We start from the raw sequence: 18,896 nt of genomic DNA on the forward strand, positions 1-18,896 counted from the left end.
TATTATTTTTAGTTTAAATCGATTAATATTATTTTATTATTCGTATTATTTTTATTGAATTGGTACTATTTTTCTATTTTACAAAATAAGTATGTGTGATTACTACACATTTTGGCAAAATATATAAATAAGTAGAAATAAATGTTGTAATCACACAGGTGACAATATGCCAAAACATATCTTATCAGGTTTAAAATATTTGGCAGTAATCGAATTGAGAAAATTAGCTTTTTCAACATATGATGTTGCTGAGATATTGAAAATGGATAGATCAACAGTTTCTCATTATATTCATAATAGAAACATATCTTCAAACTCAATCGAGGTAGCAAAAGTAATATTGGACTTGTGCCCTCAGGATTCATTAAAGATGATTTATTCATTATGTCAGGATAAACATTTGACGTTTACAATATTGAAACATTGCTTAAATAATCCAAAAATAACTATTAAAAATACATGTATTGGATGCGGGGTTTGCGTTGACTCATGTATTATGGATGCACTGGAAATAATTAATCTTAATTCGAAAGTTAATCTTGATTGTTGTTGTGGTTGTCTTTTGTGTAGTGAAAACTGTCCTACAAATTCAATTGAAATATTGGAGGTTGAATAATGGTAAATTGTGATTGTAAAAATTTTGAAGTTACAAGACAAGGTTTTGAGCAAAGAATATTGTATTTTGATAATGATATTTGTGCTGCTTGTGGGTTATGCGAATCAATTTGTCCTGTTGATGCAATAACATTAAATCCTACTGGAACTTTGTCTCGTGATAATGTAGATGTGTCAAATATTGTCAATGATGATTCAAAATGTGTATTGTGTGGTATGTGCAGTTGCATATGTCCATATGATGCTTTGAATCTTGTAATTGATGGAGTTAATATTAAGGAATTAAACGAATATCCTCATCTGTTGAAATCATCAGAAATTGATGATGAGGAATGTGTTTATTGCGGAGCATGTGTTAAAGCATGTCCTCCTCAGGCAATTACTCTTTCTAGGAATTTGCCTGATAGATCTAAACTTGTCACTGGAGAAATAAGCATTAATGATGAAGATTGTATTTATTGCGGAATATGTGAGGAATTATGTCCTGCTGAAGCAATTGAAATTGATTATGTTACTCCAAGTTCATCTAACACTGATATTGCTAAAGGAATTGAAGTTGATACTGATAAGTGTGTATACTGTTTAGTATGTAAAAAGGCATGTCCTGTTACAGCGATTACAGCTGTATGCAGATCTTGTTCCTATGGCGAGTATGATTTGGATGCAAAAGATGCTATTGTAACTGGAGATATTCTAATCGACCCTAAATATTGTGTTAACTGTGGTTGGTGTGAAGATGTTTGTCCTGCAGATGCTGCTAAAGTTTCAAAACCATTTGAAGGTGAAATATCCATTAATGAGGATATTTGTCAAGGTTGTGAAACTTGTGTCCTTACTTGCCCATGTAATGCATTATCCTTCCCAAAATCATCTGAATCTGGTTTAAAACCAACTAAAGTTGTTGCTGATGATAAATTTTGCGTATTTTGTGGAGCATGTCAAAAATCATGTCCTGTTAATGCTATTGAAGTTAAAAGAACTAAAATTAATTGCACATCAATTAATTCCGAAGCTTGGGGGGAAGCTTTCGATTCTATTACTCAATAGGTAATATTTTAACATTTTGGAGGAATAATTATGTCAATTGGAATTAAGGTATTTCGTGAAATTTGTCATGGTTGTGGAAACTGTGTTGTATCATGTCCAGTTAATGCATTAAATAGTCCCGAAGTTGCTGGAGGTAAAGGACCAACTTCCCCTGAAGGAATGGTTATAATGGTGGAAGATGGTGCTATTTCAATACAAAATATAGATTTATGTGGTGTTTGCGGAACATGTGCTGATGCATGTCCTGTAGATGCAATTGTATTTGGTGAATTGGAGGAATCTTTATGAATTTTATTTTAAACACCGGTAGAACTGTTTGGCAAGGAGCATCAATGGAATTGGGAAAAGACATTCAATATTATGTTGACTCTGCCGCTATATGTTATATGAATGAAGAACAATTAAATGTTGTTGGTGTTAAAGAAGGGGATTCTGTTAAAATTACATCAGAGTATGGTAGCGTTGTTGTTAAAGCAGTATTGGCTAAAGAAGCTCAACCTGAAGATATGGTTTATGTCCCTATGGGTCCTTGGGCTAATAAAGTAATCAGGCCATCCACTGATTCAACTGCAACACCTAGTTTCAAGAACACACCTATTACTCTTGAAGCTAGTGATGAAGCTGTACTGGACATGCCTTCATTAATGGCAACTTATAATAAAGTTCATAATTTTTAGGGGGATTTATTAATGGAATTTATTATTAAAAATGGTAATGTCTTTGATCCATTAAATAAGATTGATGGTGACAAAGTTGACATTTGCGTTAAAGATGGAAAAATCGTAGAAAGTGTAAGTGATAATGCTGAAGTGGTAGATGCTTCTAACAAAATTGTCATGGCTGGAGGTGTAGACCCTCATACTCACATTGCTGGTGCTAAAGTAAATGTAGGACGTATGCTTCGTCCTGAAGACAGTAAAATGGATACTGTACCTAGGGTTATGGGTAAAGATTTCAGAGGAGGAAGTGGTTTTTCAATTCCTTCAACATTCATGACAGGTTACAAATACTCTCAAATGGGTTATACCACTGCAATGGAAGCTGCTATGCCACCGTTACTTGCAAGACACACTCACGAAGAGTTCCATGATACTCCTATCATCGATCATGCCGCTTATCCTTTATTCGGTAACAATTGGTTTGTAATGCAATACTTGGCAGATGGTGACATTGATAAATGTGCCGCTTATGCTTCATGGTTACTTAGAGCTACCAAAGGTTACACAATTAAGATAGTAAACCCTGGTGGTACCGAAGCATGGGGATGGGGAGGAAACGTCCATGGTATAAATGATCCTACTCCTTATTTCGGCGTTTCCGGTGCGGAAATCATTACTGGATTGGCCGAAGTAACTGAAAAGTTAAGGCTTCCTCATTCCATTCACGTACACTGTAATGACTTAGGTCACCCAGGTAATTGGAAAACTACTTTAGACTCATTTGATTTAGTTAAAGGATTTAAACCTAACCCTGCTTTTGGTCATAGGAAAACTACTATCCATGCAACTCACGTTCAATTCCACGCGTACGGTGGAACAAGCTGGAGAGATTTCGTTTCTGAAGCTCCTAAAGTAGCGGATTACATTAACAAGAATGACCACATCACCATAGATGTTGGTCAGGTAACTTTAGATGAAACAACCACAATGACTGCAGACGGTCCTATGGAATGGGATTTACATTCAATCAATGGTCTTAAATGGGCTAACTGTGATGTAGAGCTCGAAACTGGATCCGGTGTTGTACCATTCATCTATTCTGGTAAAGCACCTGTACCGTCCGTACAATGGGCTATTGGTTTGGAATTGTTCTTGTTAGTTAACGATGCTGATAAAATATGTTTGACAACTGACAGTCCTAATGCAGGTCCATTCACAAGATATCCAAGAGTAATCTCCTGGTTGATGAGTAACAAGGAAAGGTTGAACATGATGGAAAACAATGTTCACAAATGGGCTCAAAAGAAATCTTCCCTTGCAACACTTGACAGGGAATATTCATTCTACGAAATTGCACAAATTAGTAGATCAACTCCTGCTACCCTCTTAGGTTTAAGCGATTGGAAAGGTCACTTAGGTGTTGGTGCAGATGCAGACATTGCCATATATGATATCAATGTTGATGAAGTAGATCCATCCAACAGTCCTGAAATCATTGAAGGTGCATTCGGTAAAGCAGCTGCTGTATACAAAGACGGTAATTTGGTTATCAAAAATGGAGATGTTGTCACTCCTAAAATCAGCGGAAGAACTTATTGGATTAATTCTAATTATGATTCTGAATTAGAAAAAGAAGTTCTCAGCGATGTTGAAAGGATGTTTAAACAATATTATTCAGTAAACTTTGCTAATTATCCGGTTCAAGATAATTATTTACCTCATTCAACCCCAATTGAAGGAGTAATGAATGAATAATTAAGGAGGTTTAAAAATGAGTAAAATCATATTAATACCTAAAGAACAACCTGAAGTTCCTATTGAAGCAAACAATATTACTCCTGATGAATTTGCAGGTAAATCTTTAGATGAAATTAAAAAAATTAAAATTTGGTATGGTAATTCTGAAGTACCACTTGCTGATTTCTTTGAAGTTTCTGGTGAATCAGGAGCTACAGCATCAGATACTACAATCGTAATTGATGGGGATGTTTTCAATACAAAAAGGATTGGTCAAGAAATGAGTGCCGGTGAAATCATTGTCAACGGTAACGTAAATATGTATGTTGGCGCTGAAATGACTGGCGGAAAAATTACTGTTGAAGGTAATGCCGCTTCTTGGGCAGGTCAAAACATGAAAGGCGGAGAACTCACAATCAAAGGTGATGCAGGAGATTATGTCGGATCTGCATACAGGGGCGATTGGAGAGGTATGGACGGAGGTGTCCTTACTGTCTATGGTAATGTTGGAAATGAGATTGCTGAATTCATGTTAAGTGGAAAGATAATCATTAAAGGAAATGCAAATATTATGCCAGGTATTCGTATGCACGGTGGTTTACTTGTAATCGAAGGAGATGTCGTTGCAAGAACCGGGGCTGCTATGAAATACGGTAATATTGTTGTTGAGGGCACTATTAGTGAATTTTTACCTGGTTTTGAATATGTTGATATAGTTAAAGATATTGAAATTGATGGAACCTCCTTTAAAGGAGCATATTATAAGTTTGTTGGTGACAATTGTAACAGAGGAGCAGATGGGGCAATTTACGCATCTGTCTTAAACAATCGCCATATTTTACCTTAGGAGTGATAGTTATGGAATATGTAACTAATGTAGTATGTCCATTTTGTGGAACATTATGTGATGACATTGTTTGTAAAGTCGAAGATGGTGAAGTTGTCGGAACCATGAACGCATGTAGGATTGGTCACAGCAAGTTCGTTCACCATGAAGATGCTGAAAGATATACTAAACCAATGATTAGAAAAAGTGGTGTATTGACTGAAGTAGGTATTGATGAAGCTGTCGATGCTGCTGCAAAAATTTTAGTTGATGCTAGAAGACCATTAATTTATGGATTCAGCTGTACCGATTGTGATGCTCAAGCCAAAGGTGTTGAATTGGCTGAAGCTACTCGCGCAATTGTTGATAATACTGCTTCTGTATGTCACGGTCCATCTGTATTAGGTTTGCAGGACGCAGGTTATCCAATCTGTACCATGGGTGAAGTCAAAAACAGGGCAGATGTTGTTGTTTACTGGGGATGCAACCCGATGCATGCACACCCAAGACACATGTCCAGAAATGTATTTTCAAGAGGATTCTTCAGAGAAAGAGGTAAAAATGACCGAACTGTCATTGTTATTGATCCTAGAGAATCAGATTCATCTAAATTAGCAGACATTCATTTAAAACTTGATTTCAATAAGGATTATGAATTGGCTGATGCTATCCGTACAGCTGTGCACGGCAAAGACATATTGTATGATGAAGTTGCTGGAATCCCTCGTGAATTAATCATGGAAACAGCAGAAATTCTTAAAAACGCACAATTCGGTTGTGTTTTCTTCGGTATGGGTATAACTCACAGTAGAGGTAAACACAGAAATGTGGACACTGCAATTTCATTAACTATGGAATTGAACAGATATACCAAATTCACCCTCATTCCAATGAGGGGACATTACAATGTAACAGGGTTCAACCAAGTTTGTACTTGGGAAAGTGGTTATCCATACTGTGTTGATTTCTCAAGGGATTCAGTAAGATACAATCCTGGTGAAACCGGATCTAATGATTTGTTACAACATAAAGAAACTGACGGTATGTTAGTTATAGCATCTGATCCAGGTGCTCACTTCCCAGGAAAGTCATTAGAAAGAATGGCTGAAATTCCTGTTATAGCTATTGAACCACATAGAAACCCTACCACTGAATTGTCTGATGTGATTATTCCTCCAGCTATTGTTGGTATTGAAACTGACGGTACTGCATATAGGATGGAAGGTGTGCCTATCAAAATGAGGCAAGTTGTCGAATCTGACCTTATTTCTGATGAGGAAATTTTAACCAAAATTCTCGCTAGGGTTAAAGAATTGAAAATGGCTTCAAAATAAATGATGAAAATTTATTTTCATCTTCTTTTTTTTATTTTTTATGTATATTTGAAACAATATGTTAGCACAAAATGTTTAGTGCTTAATTTTAATTAGAATAATGATTGATAATAAGAATAGTTATATTAATTTTTATAATTTTAATTAATTCTAAAAGTAATATGCTTCAAAGTTAATCGTCTATTATATGGACATTGCTTTTTTCAAATTGCATCCAGACTTCATCGCCTACATTGAAGTTATTTATGTTGAATGTGTTTCTTGTCAAATCGACTTTGAATTCCGTTCCTGCGTCAACAGTGATTTCAATACTTAAATTCAAATCTATTATTTTTGTTATTGTTCCTTTAATTTGGTTCGCGTTATCCATGTCCAATGACTTATTTTCTTGTGAGAGAGTTATTTCATCCGAACGAATATAAAAATAGGATTCTTCACGACTACATTCTTCAGTGGACTGTATGTTGATCGAATTAATATTGATGTTTGAGTATTCCTTGTTTGAAGAAACAACTCCCCTTTTGATATTTTTTATTCCCAAAAACTTTGCTACAAAACTATTTTTTGGCTTTTTGAATAATTCTTTAGATGGACTCTTCTGGATTATTTCCTTATTAAGCAAAATGATGTCATCGCATAGGTTCAATCCTTGAAGCAGATTGTGTGTTGATATGATTAGTGTTGTATCACTATTTTCCTGTATGTCCCTGATGATTTCTTCAATTTGCACTGTTGAATTCGGATCCAAGTTTGCTGTTGGTTCATCAAGAAGCAATATTTCCGGTTTTAGGATTAATGTCCTAGCCAATGCCAATCTTTGTGTTTCCCCACCAGATAGGGTGTTTGCATTTTGGTTTTCATATCCGGATAGGTTCACTATATCAAGGTATTTTGAAATTTCATCTATGCAGTCTCCTTTTTTAATGCCTCTTATCTTCAATCCGTAATAAACATTGTCGAAGACGTTTCCTTTTAAAACAATAGGTTTTTGGAAAACCATTGAAATTCTTCTTCTGTAATCTAATGATTTTGAAGTAACGATTTCGTTTCGGTATTTTATTTGGCCGGATGTAGGTTCATCAAGCATGTTTAGTATCCTAAGTAATGTTGTCTTTCCAGAACCTGTTGGGCCTATGATTCCAAGTGTTTTGTTTTTAGCAATATCCAAATTAATATCCTTTAAAATTGTTTTCTTTTCATTTTTATGGTTAACTATTTTTGATATGTTGTTTAATTGCAATATTTTTTCATTCATGCTAAAACCATCTTTATTCTTTTACTTGGAATCTATGTAATATAAAATTAAGTATTAATGCGACCGCTAATAAAATTATTCCTAATGCTATTGAAAAGTCAGAATTTCCTTTCTGAGTTTCTAAAGACATTGCAGTGGTTATTACACGGGTATGGCCTCTGATGTTTCCACCAAGCATCATGGCAGCACCGACTTCAGATATTGCCCTTCCAAATCCTAATGTGATTCCTGATAAAATTGCAAACTTGGCTTCTTCCATTATTTTGAAGTTCTTTTGTCTTTTTGTTGCTCCAAGAGATGTAACCAAGTCGTGAACTTCTTTTGGAACACCATTTAATGAGGATATTGTTAGCCCTGCAATGATGGGTAATGACAGTACAGTTTCACCAATGATAATTGCCTGTGGTGTAAACATTAAATGAAACTGCCCTAGGGGTCCTGATCTGGATATTATGAGGAAAACTAATAAACCGACAAGTACTGTTGGAAAACTGTATAATGTTTGGATTATGGTGATTACTGTTTGTTTTCCTTTAAACTCGTTGAAATGAATGTAATTGGCTATTGGGATTCCGATTAATATTGAAAGTAGTGTTGCAATTATAGACACTTCGATAGAAAGGATTGTAATTTCCATAACTTCTGGGTCTAAAGTTATAATTAATCGAAAGGCTTCCAGTATTCCTGCAATCAAATCATTCATTTTACTACTCTCATTTTTTTTAAAAAAAAGTTGAAAAATATGTGGAATTCCACATATTTTTGTTATTTTTTAACTATATTTCTTTCACTATTTATTTAAATTATACTTCTGGGTCTGAAGTTCCAACATATGGGGTGAATAGTGTTTTTCCGTATTTGTCTACACCATAGTCTTTAATGATTCCTTGACCTTCGGCACCGGTAACAAATGTGATCCATTCTTGACCAATATCTGATTTGGTATCAGGGAACTTTGTGGCATTAATTGGTATTAATGAGTATACGTTCATTAGGTCTTTTCCTTCAGTGATGTATGGAACTAATGTTGTGTTTCCTGCGAATGCTAAGTAAGTACCTGAATCAGATAAGGTGTAAGCTTGTTTTTCATTTGACATGATTAATGTTTCACCCATACCTTTACCACTTTCAAGATACCATTTTTGGCCAGAAATAGTTGAGTTGTAATCTAAACCGGTTTCATTCCAGATTTTGAGTTCACGGTTGTGAGTACCTGATTCATCTCCTCTTGATACAAATTTGACTTTATCTGGATTTTTTGCACCTTCATCAGCTATTTTTCCAAATGCAGCTACTACATCACTGCCGTTGATTCCTGCTGAATCATCTTTAGGTCCAACTAAGTAGAAAAAGTTGTATGCAAAGATGGTCCTGTTTGTTCCGTATCCTGCATCGATAAATTCTTTTTCTTTAGCTTTTGAGTGAACCATTACTAAATCCACATCTCCCTTTTCACCATATTCTAATGCTTTTCCAGTACCTGCGGAAATAAATTGGACATCTACATCAGAGTGTTCTGATTCAAATTTCTCTTCTAATGCAGTTAATAATCCAGTATCATCCAAACTTGTGGTTGTTGCAATTTTAAATTCTTGTTTTGGACTTAGGAATCCCAAATCAAAAGCTGAGACAGTTCCAATTCCCAACATGGCGATTACGACTATTACTGCAAGGATAATTTTGGTATTTTTTTTAATAAGTACTCCTCCTTAAAATTTAATTTCAATCGATTTTCACCGATATTAATATGTTTGGAGGTATGAATATATATCTTTTTCTATTTCGAGCTGTTAGAATTTGTTTTTTTTTGATATCAATTTTTTATATATCGAATTTGCATTTTAAATAAATGGGGAGTTAACAGCATATTATACTTTATTTTAACCAATAATACGTTATGAATTACTTTATTTTAATTATTAGATATTGTAATTTTTTTTTAAAATTAAACTTACAAAATTATGTAGTTTGAGAAGTAAAATATTATTCACATCGATTTCGATATATTTATTAAAGAGTCTTATCATAAATACATGCATATTCTTTTAATGAAGGAGGGAAATTATGAAGGATAATTTCAAACTAGCTAGCGTTGATGAAATTCATAAATACATTATTGAAAAGGTAAAACCTGGAGATGAAATAGGATTATCCTTAGGCAGATGCTATGTTCCTGGGACTATTGTAACTAATAATAACGGTGTTCTCCAGATTGATGTGAGGGGTGAAAGTGTCAAGGGTTTAAGTTCCATTGATGTTAATGACTTAAAGGATTTCCTTGTTGAGGTCAAACACAAATCTGATGATGGTGTTTATATCTTGGAAGCTATTGATAACGAGTAGTTCGCTTTAGAAATAATTAATTACTAAAAGAAACAAATAATTATTGAGGGAGTTTTAATGAAAATTGTTTCTGTTGTTGGGAAAAAGAACACTGGAAAGACTTCACTAACTGTGAAGATTATCAGTGAATTAACTAAACGGGGCTATAATGTTGCTTCTGTTAAGCATTCACATCATCTAATTGAAATGGATAAGGAAAACACCGATACCTGGAAACATAAAAATGCCGGAGCAAATTTGGTGGTGGGTGTTGGATCAACAACCTTTTTCAATTTTAAAAAAGAGCATGATTTAAACAGAATCCTGTATTTAATAAAACATTTTGATGATTTCGATTTTGTGATTATTGAAGGTTATAAAAAATATCATTACCCGAAAATCATTACTTCTCCTGAAGTTAGGGATGATTATACAATTAAGGAAGTTAATTCATTCACTATAGATGAAGAAGGCATTAGCGAATTAGCCGATTTGATTGAAGAAAGAGGACATGATATAATCAATACTTTATTTGCAAATAATTGTGGATTTACAGACGGGGAATCAATAGCAAAAGAAATCCGTGAAGGCAGTATTTCACATGATGATTTGGATGAAGTGGTTAGTTATCTTTCAATCGATGAAAAAGTAATCGGTTTGAATCGATTTGTAAGTGATTATATTAAACAAGCGGTTTTAGGTATATTGAATACATTGGACATTGAGGAATACGGTGTTACAGATTTCGATAAAATTGAACTGCTGATTGACAATAAACAGGAGAATGATAGAAATCTTCCCAATAAAGCAAGCATTTTAATAAACAATGAAGAAATTAATGTAAAAAAATTGGATTTGGACATTATTTCTAATTCAGTAAAATCAATGGTAAATTCCCTTAAATTGAATGAAGAAGCTAAAATCATAGACTTAAAAATATACGATATTGAGGAATATGACCTAGTTGATGCGGAAGTGGATCTTAATATAAACAATAAACCTTTATTCATCAACGAATTTGTGAGAGGCATTTTGAAAGAGACAACTTTTGCAATAATCAAAATCCTAAAAATCTCACACCAAATTAATGAAATTGAAATTATAGTGGAAAATTGAAATCATGTTGGAAGAATTTATTAAAGATAGATATCAAAGGCCGATAATTTCCCTAAGAATCACATTGACCAACAGATGCAATGTAAATTGTCTTTATTGTCATCATGACGGGATGATTACATCCAAAGAGGAAATGACAGCCGATGAGTTATATACTATTTGTAAAATTGCAAAAAGCATTGGCGTTAAGAAAATCAGGCTTTCAGGTGGGGAACCATTAATCAGAAAAGACATAGTTGAGGTCATTGATAAAATAGCTAGTCTGGATTTTGATGATATTTCCATGACAACTAATGGAATTTTGCTTGAAAAATATGCTGAAGATTTAAAAAATGCAGGACTTGACCGGGTTAACGTTAGTTTGGATACGTTAAATCGCGAAACTTATGAGTATATCACTAAAAAAGATTATTTGGAATCTGCAAAGGCAGGAATTTTAAAAGCTGTCGAAGTGGGTTTATATCCAGTTAAAATCAACATGGTCATAATGAAAGATATCAACCAAAATGAAATAAAAGAAATGTTCAAATTCTGCAAAGAGAACAATATGGTACTTCAATTAATTGAATTAATAGAAAGCGAAAACTGTGATGATGATAAATTTAGCGCTGATTATCATTATAAGTTAGACATGGTTGAGGAGAAATTATCAGAGATGGCAGATGATGTCAGGGAACGTAAATTAATGCAGGGGCGTAAAAAATATTATATCGATGGTGGTGAAATCGAAATAGTCAGGCCAGTTGACAATACAAACTTCTGTGCAAAATGCTCTAGATTAAGAATAACTCCTGATGGAAAAATAAAACCATGTTTACTTAGAAATGACAATCTTGTAGAATTGATTTCCCATGTCCGATCTGGTGAAAGCGAAGAAAAATTGAAAGAGATTTTTATCAAGGGAATAAATGAAAGAGAACCATTTAATTCATAATTTCTTTTGCCCTATAATATCCATTTTTTCACTTTTTTTTTAATTAAATGGATTATTCCATCATTGTTAGAACTCAAAGGTTATGATAAATTGAATAATGTTTATTTATACTTTTTCTAAATATTCGAGTCATTCCTTGAATTCATTGGCTGTTAGGTGGTTTAGGATTGAGTATATATTTGCATAATGATATTCAAAATATTATTAATAGTAATTTCAATTCAGTATTATTATCCATTATTGATTATCTAAGTTTATAATAATGTTGTTATAATTTTTCTAATATATTTTAGTAAGATTTAAATATATTACAGTTCAACAGTTTAACCAGTAAGTTTTTAATAGTTATTTGGTCGATATTAATTTAATGAGATTGGTCATATTATTAAGATAATTTGAAAATTTGTATTTGCATGTTTATTCTAACTAACTGTTAAAATCATACTATGAGAGGTAATGGAGGGTAATAAATGGGTAAAAATTCTAGTCCAGATTTTAAAAATACAGTTTCTTTAAGCGTAAATGATACTGATATTGGCTTAAATGAATTTGCTGATTATATTGTTAAAGAAACTATATTGGGTATGCTTAATGCTCTCAATACTGGGGATTTTGAAGAGATAAAGAATGTTAAAATTGAAATTAGCAATGAAGAATAACTCAATTATCCCTTTTTTTTTATTTTTGAGGATGTGACGCAAAATTTTTAATCGAATTTTGTGTTTTTGATTTTTTTGTAATTTTTCTTATTTTTAGTTGTTTTTTCTGTTTATTTCGTTGTATATTCTTTTTAGGTTGTGTCCGATTGTGTATAGTTTGAATTCAGTATTTGTATTTTTAAGGCCTGTTGTGGTGAATTCGTGTAGTTTCATGTTTTGTTTTATGTGTGCAAATGGTAATTCTGCTGTTTTTGATCGTTTTTTGTAGATTTTTTGCGCCCAGTCAGTTTCCATTTTCCGTTGCATTCTGATTTTGGAAGGGTTTCCATAGTCTTGAATTATTCTGTAATTGTCTTTTTGGCATCAATATTCTTTCATGATGCAGTTTTTACATTCATTTGTCCAATAACTTGTTCTTTGTTTGTTTTTGTATTCATATGTTCTTCTTCGATATAAAATTTCTCCCAAAGGACAAATATAGGTTTCAATTTCTGCATCATAGTCGAAATTATCTTTTTGGAAAGGTTTTTCCCATAGATTATATTTCTTTTCTTTTCTTGAGAGTTTTCTGGTGGATATGTAACCATCTATCCCTTTTTCTTCGAGATATGTTGTGTTTTGATCTGTGGAATATCCATTATCAGCACTGAATTGGAAATTGGAAGGCATTTCATCATATATTTCTTCTAAATTGGTTTCTAATTGTTCTATTGATGGAATTAGTTCGAAATGGTCTGTTGAATTTTGTGTGACGTATGATGTGAGTATTATTCCTTTGTATTCGTCTACAATGATTTGTGCATTGTAATCCCATTCCCATTTGCCTTTTTTATTCTTCATCAAGCGTGCATCAGGGTCATTGATGCTGATTACGTCTTTTGGTGATTCTTTTACTTTTTCTTCGAGTTCATTGAGTTTTTTTAAAACATCTTCAGGATTTTCTTTTGATTGTTTTAAAAGATTTAAACTTGAAGAACGAAGTTTATCTTTGTTTCTATTACTTTTAGATGATTCTTCTATTTCTTTTACTGTTTCTTTGAATTTTTCTTTGTCAGTTAATGATTCTGGAACACTGTTTCCAGATTCATCGCCCAATTCTTCATCTTCTTCATGATCTAATTCAATACTTTTTTTCAAGTGTTCTTTCATGATTTTGATTTGATTTTCATCAGTTAATTTATTAATTGATGTTTTTGCTTTGATTTTAGTTCCATCCAAGCTCAGATGATGGATTTTGATTAAATCATTATCTTTTGCAATTTTAATGGTTGTTTTAAATGCATCGTCAATTAAATCAGAGTATTCGACTTTAAATCTTGCTATTGTTCGATATGATGGTTTCTCCATCGCTGCAAGATACATATATGCAATGTCAGTTCGTGTTTTTCTTTCTATTTCCCTTGAAGACAATCCACCATCGAAAACACTCATTAAAATGAGCCTGAGCAATAATTCTCGAGGATAAGCAAATTCGCCAGGAGTTCCACGAAATTCCTGGTTCGCTTTCGAACAATCAACTAAATCAACCACATTTTTAATAAAATAGCAAGGATGATCTTCAGGAATCAAGTTTCGCAAGTCCATAGGGACCAACATAGTCTGATTAATATTATCATCTTTCAAAACCATAAATAAAACAACCATAAAGATTAATCTCTATAATAAAAGATTGTACTTCATAGTATATAAAATTAAAGGAAAAATAAGCAAAATAAAATTAAAAAAATAGTGACTTCGTGTCACATCCTCTTTTTTTTAATAATGATGATGAAATGAGTATTCTGATACTCATGTGGCATGTGTAATTGAGGAATTAATACTTATAATATGTTCTTTTTTATCAAATAAAACTAATCTCTAAAACTACACTTTTAATAATCCTATTGATGTTGCTTTAACTCCAACATAGACGTCACTGCCTATATAGAGGTTTAATTTTCTTCCAGAGGAAATGGTAATGTCACAACGTAAAATAACTCCTTCAACATCAACTGTGACTTTGATAATTTCATTTTTGAGTTTCATTTCTACAACTTTGCCCTTAAATATGTTACATATGCTTGAAATTTGAGGCTCTAACATTAAAACGATATTGCCACAATTGATTAAAGCTACGGTTTTGTCACCAGTTGAGTAATTTGTTTGTAATGGTACATCTATTTTAAGTTGATTGGTTTTGAGGGTCATCATGCCTTTTTCTTCATCAATATTTATAACTTCGGCGTGTAATTCATTAATTTCGTTGTGAAGTTCAGCATTTGCATTAATTTTTTTACACTTCATTAAAATGGAGAGTCCTTCTTCTGTAAGTGTTGTTCCTCCGCCTCCCCCTTTTCCGCCTTTTTTTGTATTGATAATTTTGATATTTAGGCCGGATTCAATTTGATCAATATAATTTAAAACAGTCCCGTATGAAACGTTAAGTTCTTTGGCAACAGCAGTTAAAGAACCAGTATCTAAAATGGACTGTAACAATTGGAATTTCATTCTATTTAATATAATAGAATTACTTCCATTTACGATTTGGTATCCTGGAAATGCGTAGACATTTACCATATAATCACCTTCTGAATTAATCTTTTCTTTATAAGTAAACTAGGATTCATTCTATTTAGAGTATTAGGTTTACTATCAAGTAGATGTCATCAGCCACACCTATTCCATTGAGTGACATCATTCTACATTTAGTATATTAATATGAGTATATATTTATATTATCTACATATTTTTAGTTTTGTATTCAAGTTTGTTTAAAAAATAAAAAAGAGTATAATAAGAAAGACTTATTTACTCTTTAAAACGGGTGGTCAGTGAATGGAAGTGGCACATCACCGCTTCTTCCTGGAATATATCCGTAGATGTCTCTTACCTTGTTGTTTACAGTACTCCAAATTTTGGATACTGGAATTTCTACAGGACATACTTCAGAACATTGTCCGCAGTTGGTACATGCATCTGCCATGTGTACCATACGTGTTAAGTGGAAGAATGGTGCTGCAGGAAGATGTCCTCCATATACCCATTCAGGGCCTTCAGCTTCAAGACAACAGTCTTCACAGAAACATAATGGGCATGCTTCACGACAACCGTAACATTTGATACATTTGGAGAGATCTTCTTTGTATTTGTTAAGAACATCTAATATATCACCGGTTGTGCCGGCATAATCTGTTTCTTTTTGTGATAAAGACTCTTTAAGCATGAAATTGTTGACGTTTTCTCTGATTTTTACACCTTTTTCAATAGGTTCTTCAGTAACAATCAAACCATTTTCAATAACTTTGTCTAATATTTCAGCACCTTTTTCTGAGCAAACTTCTACAAAAGTAGCTTTACCTGCTAAAGGACCGATAACTCCCCAGTTACCTAAAGCTAAATCTGCATTAGTTGGGATTTTTAAATCACAACGTTGACAGTTTTCTCTTCTACCCATACCTTTTTCTTCTAATTCGTCGATTTTGAAACCTTTTTCACCATCAGCTGTTTCCATGATGAGTTTTCCTTTTGAGATTTCTTCCTTGATGACGTCTTTAGGGTCTAATTCGTACACATCTCTAATCATATCCATTGTTGGAACTGGTGGCATTGTACCTCCACAATTTACACCAATTAAAAGTACGTTTTCCCCGTTGATTTTTCCTTTTCTGATTAATTCCCTAATGGTCATTGCATCACATGGTTTACATGTGACTGCAATTTTTAAATCTCTAGCTCCGTTTAAATATTTATATAATGGTTTGGCCAGGTTTAAAGTACCACAGTGGATTGAACCCGCAGATTTAATAACGTCTTCAGGTTTGGTAATTAAAGTTGGGACTCCATCATAAAGGTCAAAACCTTCTTCAACAGCTAAAATTGCATCGACAGCACCTGTTTCTAAAAGATTTTTCATTATTGTAGTTACTACTCCGCCGTATTCTCCTTGTTCTTTGATTGTTTCGTCGGAAGAATATGCATAATATTGATCGTTTACTTTAACAGACATATGAATCTACTCCATTTTTTTTACTGAAGCTGCAGAAACTTTAAATTCTGGCATTTTAGCGATAGGATCTAAATTTTCAGAAGAAGTTAGCACGTTAGCAGCACATTCTACAAAGTGGAATGGTATGAAAATTACTCCTTTTTTGATATCTTCAGTAATTCTTGCTGCAATTTCAATTTCTCCTCTTCTAGTAGCAACTTTTACAAATTCATCATTAATTATTCCTATTTCTTCTGCATCTTCTGGGTTAATTTCAACAAAACCGGTAGGTACTTCGTTATCTAAAGTTTTAGAACGTCTTGTCATAGTACCAGTGTGCCAGTGGAATAATAATCTTCCGGTAGTTAATATTAATGGATATTCGTCATCAGGTTCTTCTCCTGGTGCTTGATATTCAATTGGGAAGAAAATTCCTAAACCATCAGCAGTTGAGAATTTTTCACCGTGTAAAATAGGTGTGCCCGGATGGTCCTCACTAGGGCAAGGCCAATGCAATGCTTCTGGGGTATCTAATCTTTCTTTGTTCATTCCAGCATATTGTGGAGTTACAGTTCTAATTTCTTCGAAAACTTCTTGAGGTGACTTAAATCCGAATTCAGAAGAACCTAAACGTGTTGCAATATCACAAAGAATTTCCCAGTCAGGTCTTACTCCTTCTAATGGTTCGATTGCTTTTCTGATGTATTGCACCCTTCTTTCAGTGCTTGTGAAAGTTCCATCTTTTTCCGCCCAGGATGTACCTGGCAATACAACATCCGCTAATTCGGCGGTTTCAGTCAAGAACATATCCTGAACAACAACGAAGTCAATTGTTTCAATTGATTCTTTTACGTGTTGTATGTCTGGATCAGATAACATTGGATTTTCACCTAAAATGAATAATGCATTAATTTTACCTTCGTGAGCAGCGTTCATTAACTCAACTACGGTATATCCAACTTCAGGTTTTAGTTCATCCATATTCCATGCTTCAGCGAATTTTTTACCATTATTTTCATCAACAACAGATTGATAACCTGGGTATGACATAGGCATAGCACCCATATCACATGCGCCTTGTACGTTGTTTTGACCTCTTAATGGGTTTACACCAGTACCTGGTCTACCTAAGTTACCGGTCATCATAGCAAGGTTAGCTGTTGACATTACGTTGTTTGTACCAGTTGAGAATTGAGTGATTCCCATTGAATATATTAATGAAGCTGCATTAGCATTTCCATAGGCTCTAGCTGCTTCTCTTACTAATTCTGCAGGAACGCCTGTAATCTCTTCGGTATTTTCAGGGGTATAACTTTCAACAACTTTTTTCACTTCTTCAAATCCGGTTGTTCTGTTCTCAATAAATTCTTTATCGATTAAACCTTCTTCAATGATGACATTCATCATGGTGTTTAATAAAGCGATATTGGAACCGGATACTAATGGTAAGTAGATATCTGCTTGTTTGGCAGTATGGTTAAATCTTGGGTCAGCTACAATGATTTTTGCTCCATTTTCTTTTGCGTTTAAAACACGTCTACCAATTAACGGGTGTTGTTCTAATGTATTAGAACCAATAATGAAAACACAGTCAGATTGAGCAATATCTTTGATAGAGTTGGTCATAGCTCCTGATCCAAATGTTTTAGCAAGTCCTGCAACTGTAGGTCCGTGACATAATCTTGCACAGTGGTCTACATTTTGAGTACCGATAACTTGTCTAGCAATTTTTTGAACTAGGTAGTTTTCTTCGTTGGTACATCTTGCAGAAGATAAAAATGCTACTTTGTCTGGATCGTCATCACGATATTGGCTGAATTTTTCAGTAATTAACTCTAAAGCTTCTTCCCAAGTAGCTTCTCTAAATTCTCCATTTTCTTTTATTAAAGGTGCTCTTAATCTGTCGTCTCTTTCAACGAATTCATAAGAAAAGTTTCCTTTAGGACACAATTTACCCTCATTAACAGGGTTTCTCTTCCATGGTTCTGTGCCTACTAAATGTCCATCAACAGTAACTAAATTGAAACCGCATCCAGTACCACAATATGGACAAGTAGTTGGAACATATTTCATTTCAACCATTTTATAATCTCCAATTTTTTTATAATAAACAGTTATAAGAAATATTATACAAGATACTGATAATATTTCAATAAACAATCATTATCAGTTAAGAGTGGTGTAAATAGTTTATTTCCCCATTTGACTGTAAAATTATTTGCCCATCGTATGTAATTTTAAGCCAATGCCCTGAAAAAATATTTTATCCCAATAACCGTTCATTACATATTTTTTTAAAAACTCAAAGAAATTACTCTGAGCTTGTTTATTATTTTGGTAATTAATTATATTTAAATATTTCACAACGATTTCAATATCGAAGTTTTAAAATATTTAATAATGCACTAAAACTAAAAAAAATGATTAT

19 protein-coding genes are annotated in these 18,896 nt (G+C 33.3%); 11 read left to right on the forward strand and 8 right to left on the reverse strand.

Going from position 1 to position 18,896, the window contains the following annotated elements; genetic code table 11:
* Nucleotides 1–166 precede the first annotated feature (166 nt).
* Genes ACKI4K_RS01530 through ACKI4K_RS01560 form a run of 7 tightly spaced genes read left to right on the forward strand, consistent with a single transcriptional unit; the run spans nucleotide 167 to nucleotide 6,218 of the window.
* Nucleotides 167–616, forward strand: a complete 450-nt coding sequence (locus ACKI4K_RS01530; protein WP_407421581.1) for a tRNA CCA-pyrophosphorylase — start codon at nucleotides 167–169, stop codon at nucleotides 614–616.
* Nucleotides 616–1,662, forward strand: coding sequence for a tungsten-dependent formylmethanofuran dehydrogenase subunit FwdF (gene fwdF / locus ACKI4K_RS01535; RefSeq protein ID WP_407421583.1), 1,047 nt, complete (start codon nucleotides 616–618; stop codon nucleotides 1,660–1,662). The genes ACKI4K_RS01530 and fwdF overlap by 1 nt, the downstream gene beginning before the upstream one ends.
* Before the next feature lie 30 nt (nucleotides 1,663–1,692).
* Entirely contained in the window at nucleotides 1,693–1,950 is a 258-nt protein-coding gene (locus ACKI4K_RS01540; protein WP_407421585.1) for a 4Fe-4S binding protein, read from the forward strand.
* Nucleotides 1,947–2,339, forward strand: coding sequence for a tungsten-dependent formylmethanofuran dehydrogenase subunit FwdD (fwdD, locus tag ACKI4K_RS01545; RefSeq protein WP_407421587.1), 393 nt, complete (start codon nucleotides 1,947–1,949; stop codon nucleotides 2,337–2,339). Before ACKI4K_RS01540 ends, fwdD begins: the two co-directional genes overlap by 4 nt.
* 12 nt (nucleotides 2,340–2,351) lie before the next feature.
* Nucleotides 2,352–4,076, forward strand: coding sequence for a tungsten-dependent formylmethanofuran dehydrogenase subunit FwdA (gene fwdA, locus ACKI4K_RS01550; protein WP_407421589.1), 1,725 nt, complete (start codon nucleotides 2,352–2,354; stop codon nucleotides 4,074–4,076).
* A 16-nt stretch (nucleotides 4,077–4,092) separates the two neighbouring features.
* A complete protein-coding gene (gene fwdC / locus ACKI4K_RS01555; RefSeq protein ID WP_407421592.1) occupies nucleotides 4,093–4,905 on the forward strand; it encodes a tungsten-dependent formylmethanofuran dehydrogenase subunit FwdC in 813 nt (270 codons plus the stop codon).
* 11 nt (nucleotides 4,906–4,916) lie between these two features.
* Nucleotides 4,917–6,218, forward strand: a complete 1,302-nt coding sequence (locus tag ACKI4K_RS01560; protein WP_407421594.1) for a formylmethanofuran dehydrogenase subunit B — start codon at nucleotides 4,917–4,919, stop codon at nucleotides 6,216–6,218.
* 172 nt (nucleotides 6,219–6,390) lie between these two features.
* On the opposite strand, the gene ACKI4K_RS01565 is transcribed toward ACKI4K_RS01560, so the two are convergent.
* The 3 genes from ACKI4K_RS01565 to ACKI4K_RS01575 all read right to left on the reverse strand — a co-directional run bounded on the left by ACKI4K_RS01565 (nucleotide 6,391) and on the right by ACKI4K_RS01575 (nucleotide 9,122).
* Nucleotides 6,391–7,473 (reverse strand): ABC transporter ATP-binding protein, encoded by a 1,083-nt coding sequence (locus ACKI4K_RS01565; RefSeq protein WP_407421596.1) that lies wholly within the window; start codon nucleotides 7,471–7,473, stop codon nucleotides 6,391–6,393.
* Nucleotides 7,474–7,486: 13 nt separating this feature from the next.
* Nucleotides 7,487–8,176 carry an ABC transporter permease gene (locus tag ACKI4K_RS01570; RefSeq protein WP_407421598.1) on the reverse strand — a complete coding sequence of 230 codons (690 nt, stop codon included), beginning with the start codon at nucleotides 8,174–8,176 and terminating at the stop codon, nucleotides 7,487–7,489.
* A gap of 100 nt (nucleotides 8,177–8,276) precedes the next feature.
* Nucleotides 8,277–9,122 (reverse strand): substrate-binding domain-containing protein, encoded by an 846-nt coding sequence (locus ACKI4K_RS01575; protein ID WP_407421600.1) that lies wholly within the window; start codon nucleotides 9,120–9,122, stop codon nucleotides 8,277–8,279.
* Between the two features lie 415 nt (nucleotides 9,123–9,537).
* On the opposite strand from ACKI4K_RS01575, the gene ACKI4K_RS01580 reads away from it, so the two are divergent.
* From ACKI4K_RS01580 to ACKI4K_RS01595, 4 genes are all read left to right on the forward strand, one after another.
* Nucleotides 9,538–9,816 (forward strand): DUF2097 family protein, encoded by a 279-nt coding sequence (locus tag ACKI4K_RS01580; protein ID WP_407421602.1) that lies wholly within the window; start codon nucleotides 9,538–9,540, stop codon nucleotides 9,814–9,816.
* A gap of 57 nt (nucleotides 9,817–9,873) precedes the next feature.
* Complete coding sequence (mobB, locus tag ACKI4K_RS01585) at nucleotides 9,874–10,911, forward strand: molybdopterin-guanine dinucleotide biosynthesis protein B (RefSeq protein ID WP_407421604.1); 1,038 nt, start codon at nucleotides 9,874–9,876, stop codon at nucleotides 10,909–10,911.
* Between the two features lie 4 nt (nucleotides 10,912–10,915).
* Complete coding sequence (gene moaA, locus ACKI4K_RS01590) at nucleotides 10,916–11,845, forward strand: GTP 3',8-cyclase MoaA (protein ID WP_407421606.1); 930 nt, start codon at nucleotides 10,916–10,918, stop codon at nucleotides 11,843–11,845.
* Between the two features lie 470 nt (nucleotides 11,846–12,315).
* Nucleotides 12,316–12,504: a hypothetical protein gene (locus ACKI4K_RS01595; protein WP_407421608.1), complete on the forward strand. Its 189-nt coding sequence runs from the start codon at nucleotides 12,316–12,318 to the stop codon at nucleotides 12,502–12,504.
* A gap of 93 nt (nucleotides 12,505–12,597) precedes the next feature.
* Here ACKI4K_RS01595 and ACKI4K_RS01600 read toward each other — a convergent pair whose 3' ends face one another.
* The 5 genes from ACKI4K_RS01600 to fdhF all read right to left on the reverse strand — a co-directional run bounded on the left by ACKI4K_RS01600 (nucleotide 12,598) and on the right by fdhF (nucleotide 18,550).
* On the reverse strand, nucleotides 12,598–12,846 hold the full coding sequence (locus ACKI4K_RS01600; protein WP_407421618.1) for a transposase: 249 nt from the start codon (nucleotides 12,844–12,846) through the stop codon (nucleotides 12,598–12,600).
* Between the two features lie 21 nt (nucleotides 12,847–12,867).
* Entirely contained in the window at nucleotides 12,868–14,133 is a 1,266-nt protein-coding gene (locus tag ACKI4K_RS01605; protein WP_407421610.1) for a transposase, read from the reverse strand.
* 234 nt (nucleotides 14,134–14,367) lie between these two features.
* Nucleotides 14,368–15,060: a TOBE domain-containing protein gene (locus ACKI4K_RS01610; RefSeq protein ID WP_407421612.1), complete on the reverse strand. Its 693-nt coding sequence runs from the start codon at nucleotides 15,058–15,060 to the stop codon at nucleotides 14,368–14,370.
* A gap of 238 nt (nucleotides 15,061–15,298) precedes the next feature.
* A complete protein-coding gene (locus ACKI4K_RS01615; RefSeq protein WP_407421614.1) occupies nucleotides 15,299–16,489 on the reverse strand; it encodes a Coenzyme F420 hydrogenase/dehydrogenase, beta subunit C-terminal domain in 1,191 nt (396 codons plus the stop codon).
* Between the two features lie 6 nt (nucleotides 16,490–16,495).
* Nucleotides 16,496–18,550, reverse strand: a complete 2,055-nt coding sequence (fdhF, locus tag ACKI4K_RS01620) for a formate dehydrogenase subunit alpha (protein WP_407421616.1) — start codon at nucleotides 18,548–18,550, stop codon at nucleotides 16,496–16,498.
* Nucleotides 18,551–18,896: the final 346 nt, after the last annotated feature.

It is taken from the genome of Methanobrevibacter sp., assembly GCF_045644645.1.
GTDB lineage: Archaea > Methanobacteriota > Methanobacteria > Methanobacteriales > Methanobacteriaceae > Methanocatella.

What these genes read in the sequence shown, in the direction of transcription:
- ACKI4K_RS01530 (WP_407421581.1), top strand. Translation starts at nt 167, where the DNA reads ATGCCAAAACATATCTTATCAGGTTTAAAATATTTGGCAGTAATCGAA.
- fwdF (WP_407421583.1), top strand. Translation starts at nt 616, where the DNA reads ATGGTAAATTGTGATTGTAAAAATTTTGAAGTTACAAGACAAGGTTTT.
- ACKI4K_RS01540 (WP_407421585.1), top strand. Translation starts at nt 1,693, where the DNA reads ATGTCAATTGGAATTAAGGTATTTCGTGAAATTTGTCATGGTTGTGGA.
- fwdD (WP_407421587.1), top strand. Translation starts at nt 1,947, where the DNA reads ATGAATTTTATTTTAAACACCGGTAGAACTGTTTGGCAAGGAGCATCA.
- fwdA (WP_407421589.1), top strand. Translation starts at nt 2,352, where the DNA reads ATGGAATTTATTATTAAAAATGGTAATGTCTTTGATCCATTAAATAAG.
- fwdC (WP_407421592.1), top strand. Translation starts at nt 4,093, where the DNA reads ATGAGTAAAATCATATTAATACCTAAAGAACAACCTGAAGTTCCTATT.
- ACKI4K_RS01560 (WP_407421594.1), top strand. Translation starts at nt 4,917, where the DNA reads ATGGAATATGTAACTAATGTAGTATGTCCATTTTGTGGAACATTATGT.
- ACKI4K_RS01565 (WP_407421596.1), bottom strand. Translation starts at nt 7,473, where the DNA reads ATGAATGAAAAAATATTGCAATTAAACAACATATCAAAAATAGTTAAC.
- ACKI4K_RS01570 (WP_407421598.1), bottom strand. Translation starts at nt 8,176, where the DNA reads ATGAATGATTTGATTGCAGGAATACTGGAAGCCTTTCGATTAATTATA.
- ACKI4K_RS01575 (WP_407421600.1), bottom strand. Translation starts at nt 9,122, where the DNA reads ATGTTGGGAATTGGAACTGTCTCAGCTTTTGATTTGGGATTCCTAAGT.
- ACKI4K_RS01580 (WP_407421602.1), top strand. Translation starts at nt 9,538, where the DNA reads ATGAAGGATAATTTCAAACTAGCTAGCGTTGATGAAATTCATAAATAC.
- mobB (WP_407421604.1), top strand. Translation starts at nt 9,874, where the DNA reads ATGAAAATTGTTTCTGTTGTTGGGAAAAAGAACACTGGAAAGACTTCA.
- moaA (WP_407421606.1), top strand. Translation starts at nt 10,916, where the DNA reads ATGTTGGAAGAATTTATTAAAGATAGATATCAAAGGCCGATAATTTCC.
- ACKI4K_RS01595 (WP_407421608.1), top strand. Translation starts at nt 12,316, where the DNA reads ATGGGTAAAAATTCTAGTCCAGATTTTAAAAATACAGTTTCTTTAAGC.
- ACKI4K_RS01605 (WP_407421610.1), bottom strand. Translation starts at nt 14,133, where the DNA reads ATGGTTTTGAAAGATGATAATATTAATCAGACTATGTTGGTCCCTATG.
- ACKI4K_RS01610 (WP_407421612.1), bottom strand. Translation starts at nt 15,060, where the DNA reads ATGGTAAATGTCTACGCATTTCCAGGATACCAAATCGTAAATGGAAGT.
- ACKI4K_RS01615 (WP_407421614.1), bottom strand. Translation starts at nt 16,489, where the DNA reads ATGTCTGTTAAAGTAAACGATCAATATTATGCATATTCTTCCGACGAA.
- fdhF (WP_407421616.1), bottom strand. Translation starts at nt 18,550, where the DNA reads ATGGTTGAAATGAAATATGTTCCAACTACTTGTCCATATTGTGGTACT.